Genomic DNA, 7,794 nt, shown 5'->3' with positions numbered 1-7,794 from the left:
CCCGCCCCCCGCCGCCGCCCGCCGGCGCGCGCCCGCGCGCCGCCCCCCCCGCCCCCCCCCCCCCGCCGCCGGCTCCCGCGCCGCCGGCTCCCGCGCCGCCGGTTCCCGCGCCGCCGGTTCCCGCGCCGCCGGTTCCCGCGCCGCCGGTTCCCGCGCCACCCGTCCCCGCGCAACTGGCCGCCGCGTCACCGGCTTCCTCGCAATCGACCCCTCGCTACCGGTCCGCTCGCCATCGGCCTCCGGGCCAGCGGCCCCCGCGCCACCGGCCCTCTCGCCACCCGTCCCCGCGCAACTGGCCGCCCCGTCACCGGCCTCCTCGCAACCGACGCCTCGCTACCGGTCCGCTCGCGATCGGTCTCCGCGCCACCCGTCCCCGCGCGACCCTTCACCGCGCGACCGGTCACCGCGTGACCGGTCCCCGCGCCACCGGCCCGTCGCGACCGGTCCCCGCGCCGGCCCGCTCGCCATCGGCCTCCGCGCCAGCGGCCCCCGAGCCACCCGGCCCCGTGCGACCGGTCTCCGTGCGACCGATCCCGCGCGACCGGCCCGTCGCGACCGGTCCCCTCGCCACCGGCCCCCTCCGCTACCGGTCCACTCGCCATCGGCCTCCGCGCCAGCGCGCCTGCGCCACCCGTCCCCGCGCGACCGGTCACCGCGCCACCCGTCCCCGCGCGACCGGTCCCCGCGCGACCGGTCACCGTGCGACCGGCCCCCTGACGACCGGTTTCGCGCGGCCGATCAGCCGAAGTAGTGGCTCTGGGCAAGGTCTTCGAGGAGTCCGATCTCGGTGGGCTCCCAGTCGAGCAGTTCGCGGGTCCGGGTCGCGGTGGTCGGGTTGTCGATCGTGACGAAGTGGGCGAGGTAGCCGACGTACTCCGGTGCCTGATCCTTGCTGATCGAGCGGGCCGGGAGACCGAGGCCGCGGCCCAGGGCCTCGGCGATCTGGCGGAACTCGACCCCACCGTCGTGCACGGCATGCAGTCGAGCGCCCGCCGGTGCCGACTCGAGCGCCAGCCGGTAGAGGCGGGCCGCGTCGAGGGTGTGCACCGACGACCAGCGGTTCGTGCCACTGCCGACGTACGCCGAGAAACCGTTCCGGCGGGCGAACCCGATCAGCGACCGGATGAACCCGGTGTCGAGCGGCCCGTGCACGATCGGCAGCCGGACGACTGACGAGCGGATCTGCTTGGCGGCCAGGTCGACGACGAGGTTCTCGGCGTCGATGCGGTAGCCGCCGGGCAGGGTGTCGTCCTCGGTGCCCGGGCGGTCGAGCCCGGCCCCGGCGAGCAGGCCGGTGCCCGACGTACCGAGGAACGGTTTGCCGGTCCCGGCCAGGACGTCGGCGATCGCGCGGACGGCGGCGAGGTCGGAGTCGGCTGCGCCGGTGAGGTCGCCGGCCTCCATCGCGTCGTGGCGGAACGCGAGATGAACGACGCCGTCGGCGGCATCAGCCGCGGCGCGCAGGGTGTCGAGATCGTCGAGGTCGCCTCGGACGACCTCGGCGCCCCAGCCGGCCAGGCGGGCGGCGGAGGCATCCGAGCGGGCGAGCCCGACGGCCTGGTGGCCGTGCCGCTGGAGCTCGGGGACGAGGGCGGAGCCGAGGTGGCCGGTAGCTCCGGTGACGAAGACGCGCATGGTGGTGTCCTTCCAGTGATGTCATCGTGTGACATCACGGAGCCTACACCTGTGATGTCACACGATGACATCACATAGGATCGACCCCATGGTGCGCTGGGAACCGGACGCTGCGGGTCGCCTCCGCGAGGCCGCGATGGCCCTGTACGCCGAACAGGGGTACGACGGCACGACGGTCGCGGAGATCGCCGACCGGGCCGGCGTGACCGCGCGCACGTTCTTCCGCCATTTCGCGGACAAGCGTGAGGTGCTGTTCGCTGGTTCGTCGGAGCTGGAGGAGCTGATGGTCGCGGCCGTTGCCGCGGCGCCGGCCAGTGCCGGGGCGATGGATGCAGTCGCGGCCGGTGTCCTCGCGGCGGGTGAGGTCTTCGAAGGGCGTCGCGATCATTCGCGCCGGCGTCAGGCGCTGATCGTGGCGACACCGGAGCTCCGGGAGCGCGAGTTCATCAAGTTGGCTGCGCTGGCTACGGCCTTCACCGCGGCCCTGCAGGCGCGTGGGATCCCCGCGCCCCGCGCGGCGCTCGCGGCTGAACTGGGTGTCACGATCTTCCGGGTGGCGTTCGAGCGCTGGGTCGACGGGTCGGAGGGCGACCTGGAGAAGGTGCTGCGATCGACCCTCGCTGAACTGGCCGACCTGACCGCCTGAGTCGAGGACGTGCGCGAACCAGCCCTGCCAAGCGGGCCGACCTGAGTCGCGGACGTACCCGACCCAGCCCTGCCAAGGCGAGCAGCGGGCGCGCTGGGCGGGATGGGACGCATACGCCGTACCGGCCGATGGCTCGGCGAGCCGCGGGTGGTCGCGCCCGGTGCACTCCAGCTGGCCCTGCTCCGGCTCGTGCCCGAGTCGGGGACAGGTGCATCCGTGTCGATCGGCGCCAGGGCAGGTAGTCACTCGGGCTGCGGAGGCGGACCTGCCTTCGGCGATCGACGGATCCTGCGGATCAGGCTCTTGAGCATCGCCGGCGTCTCCTGCGGCGGTGGAATCGTCGCCGCGAGGGTGTCGAGGATCTTGGTGTAGGCGTCGACGTCGTCTCGTTTGTCCAGGTACAGGGCGCTGGTGAGGTGTTCCAGGTAAACCACGTCCGGGAGGTCCGGCTTGGGAAAGCGCAGGACCGTGAAGGCGCCGCCGGAGGCTGCGTGGCCGGCGCTGCTGGTGGGGATGATCTGGAGGGTGATGTTCGGACGCTGAATCGCGTCGAGTAGAGCGTTCAGCTGGGCGCGGAGGACATCGGGGCCGCCGATCGGGCGTTGCAGGGCGGATTCTTCGACGATCGCCCAGAGCTTCAGTGGGGGTTCGCGGTCGAACATGACCTGGCGGGTCCGGCGCAGGGCGACGAACTGCTCGATCTCGGACTCGGTGCGGTGGCCGGTGGCGGTGAGCTGGGCGACGGCTCGCGTGTACTCCGGGATCTGCAGCAGCCCGGGAACGTACTGGATCTCGTACGTGCGGATCAGCTCGGCCGCCGCCTCCAGGCCCAGGTAGGCGTCGAACCAGTCGGGGGTGACGTCGCCGTACTGGTGCCACCAGCCGGGGTTGTTCGCGTCGCGGGCCAGCTGGACCAGGCGGTCGCGCTCGGCTTCGTCGCGGACGTCGTACAGAGTGAGGAGGTCGAGGACGTCGCGTTCCTTGAAGCCGACGCGGCCGAGCTCGAGGCGGCTGATCTTCGACTCCGAGCCGCGGATCGCCCAGCCGGCGTCGGCGCGGCTGACCGCGGCGCGCTCCCGCAGTCGCCGCAGGTGCGCGCCCAGCATGATGCGCAGGGCCGTCGGCCCCGGCTCGTTCCGCCCGGCCATGCGGCCAGTTTACAGGAAGTTCGAACAGATGTTCGAGTCGGGTCAGAATCTGTGACGGATGGGACGAATGAGGTCAGCGCAGCGTTTTGGTGAACATGAGGACGGCGTCGTCGTCGAGGCGGACGAGCTCGCCGGGTGGCACCTGCCGGTGGTCGTAGATGACGCCGCGACCGTCGGGGACGTAGCCGCGGCGGACGTACATGCGCTGGGCGGTGCCGTAGTCGGCGTACAGACCGACGCCGAGGCCGACGACGGCGGAGCGCTCGGCGACCAGGGCCTCGGCCGCGTCCATCAGGCTGCTGCCGATCCCGCGGCGGCGGTACGCAGGCACACGTTGAAGTCCTGGATCTCCGGCATTCCCTCGAAGGGCTCGTACGGCGATCGCCAGTTCACCGTCACGTAGCCGACGATCTGGTCGTCGACGGTGGCGATGAACGTGCTGCGGCTGCCGGCCTGCTCGTCGGCGAGGTACTGGTTGAACGTGGTGATCGGCTTGTCCCAGCCGGCCGCGGCGAAAGCGGCGAAGAGGTCGGCGGGGTCGGTGTCGACCATCGGACGGATCGTGGACGTCATGAGGCTCCCCAGCAGCTGGACGATCCCGCGAGCGTACGGCGTGCGCCGCGTCTAGGTCGCGCGAATTTGGCGGCCGGCATCGAGAGTTGGGAACGGCTCACGGTCCTGGCGTGCACCGAAGGACAGGACGTCTCGCGGAGGGCTCGGTCGTGCGCGCGGGGCCGCATGCGCCGAAGGCGGCCTGATGCGGACTCCTCCTGTCGTTCGGTACGCCGATGGCCATCGATCGTGCAGGGGCATCCGGCGCCCGACGTCGTCCACCGCGCGCGAGAGGTGGCGGGGCGGGGCCGTGCTGTGGTGGCGTGGGCGGCTGTGGATTGGCTCAGCTGCCAGGCCTCGCCGCGGTGAGGCGTCTGCTGAGCGGCCGCGGGTGCCTGGGAAGTGGTTCAGTCGCGGAGGTACTCGGCTCGCCAGCGGATCGCGGTGGGGTCGGTCGGGCTGGGGGCCTGGTCGAGCTGGATCAGGCGGAGGTCGTTCTCGGCGAACGCGTTGATGCCGGCTCGGGTGAGGGGCCAGGGTGGGCCTTCGACGGCGGCGTCGGGGACGTCGTCGGGGCGGGCGAAGGCGATGACGACGAGGGTGCCGCCGGGGCGGACCTGTTCGCCGACCTGGTGGGTTGCTTCCGGCTGGATCGCGATGGGGAGCGCCTGGACGGTGAAGATCTCGATGACCAGGTCGAAGGCTCGGTGCCAGTCGGCGGGTGGGTCGAGGAGGTCGGCCACTTGGTAGTGGGCCTTGGAGTCGGGGTGAGCCTGCTGGGCCGCGGCGACCGCGGTGGGGGAGACGTCGAAGGCGATGGTGTCGTAGCCGAGGTCCGCAATCAGTTCGGCGTCCCAGCCGGTGCCCGCGCCGACGATCAGCGCGCGCTTGCCGGTGCCGTCGGGCTGGGCGGTGGAGATCCAGTCGGCGAGCAGCGGGTGGGCCATGCCGCGGTCCCAGGGGATGACGGCGCGGCCGTCGGCCGCCGCGGAGTACAGCTCCTCGAACCAGCCGGTCGGGTTGTCGGCGTCGAGCGCCTCGTGAGCGAGCAGGCGCGACGCGGCGTCGGGGTCCGGCGCGCCCGCGGCGGTGGATGAGGAAACAGGGGAGTCGGCACTCGGTGCCGCCACGGCGGCGCCCGGAGAGACTTGGGCACCGTCCGGCGAGACCGATGCGGCGGGGGAGTCAGCGCTCGCCGCGACCGAAGTATCCGCCTCCGACGAGGCCGAAGAAGTGCTGTCCTGCGCGGTCATTGAGCCTCGTCCGGTTGGTGGATGTTCTGAAGGGTCTGCACAGTGTCCGCCTCGGCGGGGGTCTTGTCTTCGCGGTAGCGGAGGACCCGGGCGAAGCGGAGGGCCATGCCGGCGGGGTAGCGCGGGGACGTCTGGACGCCGTCGAAGGCGATCTCGACGACTATCTCGGGGCGGAGGTAGACCGTGTAGTTGTCGCGGCTGGTCTCGATCTGCTGGAAGCGGTCGGTCTGCCAGCGCAGCAGCTCGTCGGTGAGGCCTTTGAAGGTCTTGCCCATCATCACGAACTCGCCGGTGGTCTCGTCGCGGGCGCCGAGGTGCAGGTTCGACAGCCAGCCGGTACGGCGGCCGTGGCCCCACTCGGCGGCGAGGACGACCAGGTCGAGGGTGTGGGTCTGCTTGACCTTCACCCAGCCCGAGCCGCGGCGGCCTGCTTCGTACGGGATCGACAGCGACTTCACCATCACGCCCTCGTGGCCGCGTTTGACCGCGTCGGCGAAGAACGCCTGGCCGGCCTCGGGATCGTCGGTGACGAGCCGGGGGATCCGCCGGTGCTCGGGGACGAGTTTGCTCAGCCACTCGTGCCGTTCGGCGCCGCCAAGGCCGATCAGGTCCTGGCCGTCGAGGTGCAGGATGTCGAAGAAGTACGGCGTGAGCGGGACAGTCTCCGGGCCGGTCGCGGCGCGGGTCGCCGTACGGGAACCGGTGACCTGGAAGGCCTCCGGGCGGCCGTCAGGGCGGAGCGCGATCAGCTCGCCGTCGAGCACGACCTGGTCGGCCTTCAGCTCGAGGGTCGCGGCGACGACCTCGGGGACGCGGCTGGTGATGTCGTCGAGGGTGCGGGTGTACACGACGACGTCCGGTCCGTTGCGGTGGACCTGGATGCGGATGCCGTCGAGCTTCCACTCCAGCGCGGCGGGCGAGCCGGTCTTCGTCATCGCCTCGGCGACGCTGGTCGCGGACTGGGCGAGCATCGGCTGCACTCCGCGGCCGACCTCCAGGCCGAACTGGGCGAGACCGGCTTCACCCTCGGTCAGTACGGCGACGGCGACGGGCGCGGCGGCACCGCGGAGCATCGTCGCGGCGCGGATCTTGTCGAGCGGGATGCCGGTGGCTCTCGCGACCGCGTCGGCCATGACTCCGTCGAGCGCGCCTTGGCGAAGCTCGCCGGCGACGAGCAGGCGGAGGAACGTCTGCTCGGCTTCGGTGGCGCGAGAGAAGAGCGCATCAACCGCGGCGCGTTTGCGAGCCTGGGAGCCGGCGCCGGACATCTCGGAGAGCTCGGCGAAGGCGCGGTCGACCTCCTCCACGGTCAGCGACGGCTCGGTGGCCGGCGCGGGAACGTCGGTGAGCGTGCGCCAGCCCACGCCGGTACGCCGCTGGCGCAGCTCGCCGGACAGGTAGGTGACGACGACCTCGGTCTCCACGGGGTCGGTCACGGCTGAGAGCAGCTCGGCGATGAAACCGGCCTTGGCCAGCCGTGACCTGGTCCCGCTGAGAGCGGTGGAGGTGGCAACCACGTCGGCGAGCAACATGAGTTCAGTCTTACTCATGCCACCGACAGAATCCGGGACTTCGGCCCGGCTCAGGGGAGCTTGGGCAGGTCGTCCAGGAAGTCGGCGGACGGGGTGAAGAACAGGGTGCCGGTGGCGGCGGTGGAGAATTCGAGGATCCGGTCGTAGTTGCCTTCGGGCTCGCCGAGGAACATCCGGTGCAGCATCAGCTCGGTGACGGCCGGGTCCTTGGCGTAGCCGATGAAGTACGTGCCGTACTCGGCGTCGCCGATCGAGCCGAAGGGCATGTTGTCGCGCAGGATCTGCAGCTCGTTGCCGTCCTCGTCCTCGATGACGTTGAGGGCGATGTGCGAGTTGGACGGCTTGACGTCGTCGTCGAGCTCGATGTCCTCGAGCTTGGTGCGGCCGATGACGAGCTGCTGCTGCTCGACGGTCAGGGCGTTCCAGGCCTTCATGTCGTGCAGGTACTTCTGGACGATGACGTAGCTGCCGCCGGCGAAGTCGGGGTCCTCGGCGCCGACCAGCACGGCGTCCTCGGCGTCGCGGCCGGTCGGGTTCTCGGTGCCGTCGACGAAGCCGAGCAGGTCGCGCATCTCGAAGTACTTGAAGCCGTGCACCTCGTCGACGACCGTCGCGGCGCCGTCGAGGACCTTCATGATCTGCTGAGCCAGCTCGAAGCACTGGTCGAGGTGGGCGGCGCGGATGTGGAACAGCAGGTCGCCCGGGGTGGAGACGGCCTTGTGCTTGCCGCCATTCAGCTCGATGAAGGGGTGCAGGGCGCGCGGGCGCGGGCCGGAGAACAGGCGGTCCCAGACATCGGAGCCGATGCTGGTGACGCAGGACAGGTTGCCCGCCGGGACGCGGAACCCGACCGAACGGGTGAGACCGCTGACCCGCTCGAGGAGGTCACGGGCCGTCTCCTCGCCGCCCGGCTCGATGCGGACCACGAGAAAGATCGCCGAGCCGGTCAACGGCATCAGCACCGACTGCGGCAGTGCGCGCGTCGAGGCGGTCGGACCAGGGGTCGGGTCGGTCACCATCACAGGCTC

General features: G+C 71.5%; 8 protein-coding genes. 1 reads left to right on the top strand and 7 read right to left on the bottom strand.

Annotation, left to right across the window (positions count from 1 at the left end; genetic code table 11):
- Window positions 1-738: 738 nt before the first annotated feature.
- Window positions 739-1,635 carry an SDR family oxidoreductase gene (locus tag AB0M01_RS35895; protein ID WP_363676966.1) on the bottom strand — a complete coding sequence of 299 codons (897 nt, stop codon included), beginning with the start codon at window positions 1,633-1,635 and terminating at the stop codon, window positions 739-741.
- 88 nt (window positions 1,636-1,723) lie between these two features.
- Between AB0M01_RS35895 and AB0M01_RS35890 the strand changes: the two genes are divergently transcribed.
- Window positions 1,724-2,281, top strand: coding sequence for a helix-turn-helix domain-containing protein (locus tag AB0M01_RS35890; protein ID WP_363676965.1), 558 nt, complete (start codon window positions 1,724-1,726; stop codon window positions 2,279-2,281).
- 242 nt (window positions 2,282-2,523) lie between these two features.
- Here AB0M01_RS35890 and AB0M01_RS35885 read toward each other — a convergent pair whose 3' ends face one another.
- The 6 genes from AB0M01_RS35885 to AB0M01_RS35860 all read right to left on the bottom strand — a co-directional run bounded on the left by AB0M01_RS35885 (window position 2,524) and on the right by AB0M01_RS35860 (window position 7,785).
- Window positions 2,524-3,429: a helix-turn-helix transcriptional regulator gene (locus AB0M01_RS35885; protein WP_363676964.1), complete on the bottom strand. Its 906-nt coding sequence runs from the start codon at window positions 3,427-3,429 to the stop codon at window positions 2,524-2,526.
- 73 nt (window positions 3,430-3,502) lie between these two features.
- Entirely contained in the window at window positions 3,503-3,760 is a 258-nt protein-coding gene (locus AB0M01_RS35880) for a GNAT family N-acetyltransferase (protein WP_363676963.1), read from the bottom strand.
- On the bottom strand, window positions 3,721-4,002 hold the full coding sequence (locus AB0M01_RS35875; RefSeq protein WP_363676962.1) for a hypothetical protein: 282 nt from the start codon (window positions 4,000-4,002) through the stop codon (window positions 3,721-3,723). The genes AB0M01_RS35880 and AB0M01_RS35875 overlap by 40 nt, the downstream gene beginning before the upstream one ends.
- A 386-nt stretch (window positions 4,003-4,388) precedes the next feature.
- Window positions 4,389-5,234: a class I SAM-dependent methyltransferase gene (locus tag AB0M01_RS35870; protein ID WP_363676961.1), complete on the bottom strand. Its 846-nt coding sequence runs from the start codon at window positions 5,232-5,234 to the stop codon at window positions 4,389-4,391.
- Window positions 5,231-6,784, bottom strand: coding sequence for an ATP-dependent DNA ligase (locus AB0M01_RS35865; protein ID WP_363676960.1), 1,554 nt, complete (start codon window positions 6,782-6,784; stop codon window positions 5,231-5,233). Before AB0M01_RS35865 ends, AB0M01_RS35870 begins: the two co-directional genes overlap by 4 nt.
- A gap of 32 nt (window positions 6,785-6,816) precedes the next feature.
- Entirely contained in the window at window positions 6,817-7,785 is a 969-nt protein-coding gene (locus AB0M01_RS35860; protein WP_363676959.1) for a Dyp-type peroxidase, read from the bottom strand.
- Between the last annotated feature and the right edge of the window lie 9 nt (window positions 7,786-7,794).

Origin of the sequence: Kribbella sp. NPDC051770 (assembly GCF_040681455.1) — a bacterium.
Classification (GTDB): Bacteria; Actinomycetota; Actinomycetes; order Propionibacteriales; family Kribbellaceae; genus Kribbella.
Note: the sequence above shows the minus strand (reverse complement) of the source record. Positions and strands in the feature narration are given on the sequence as shown.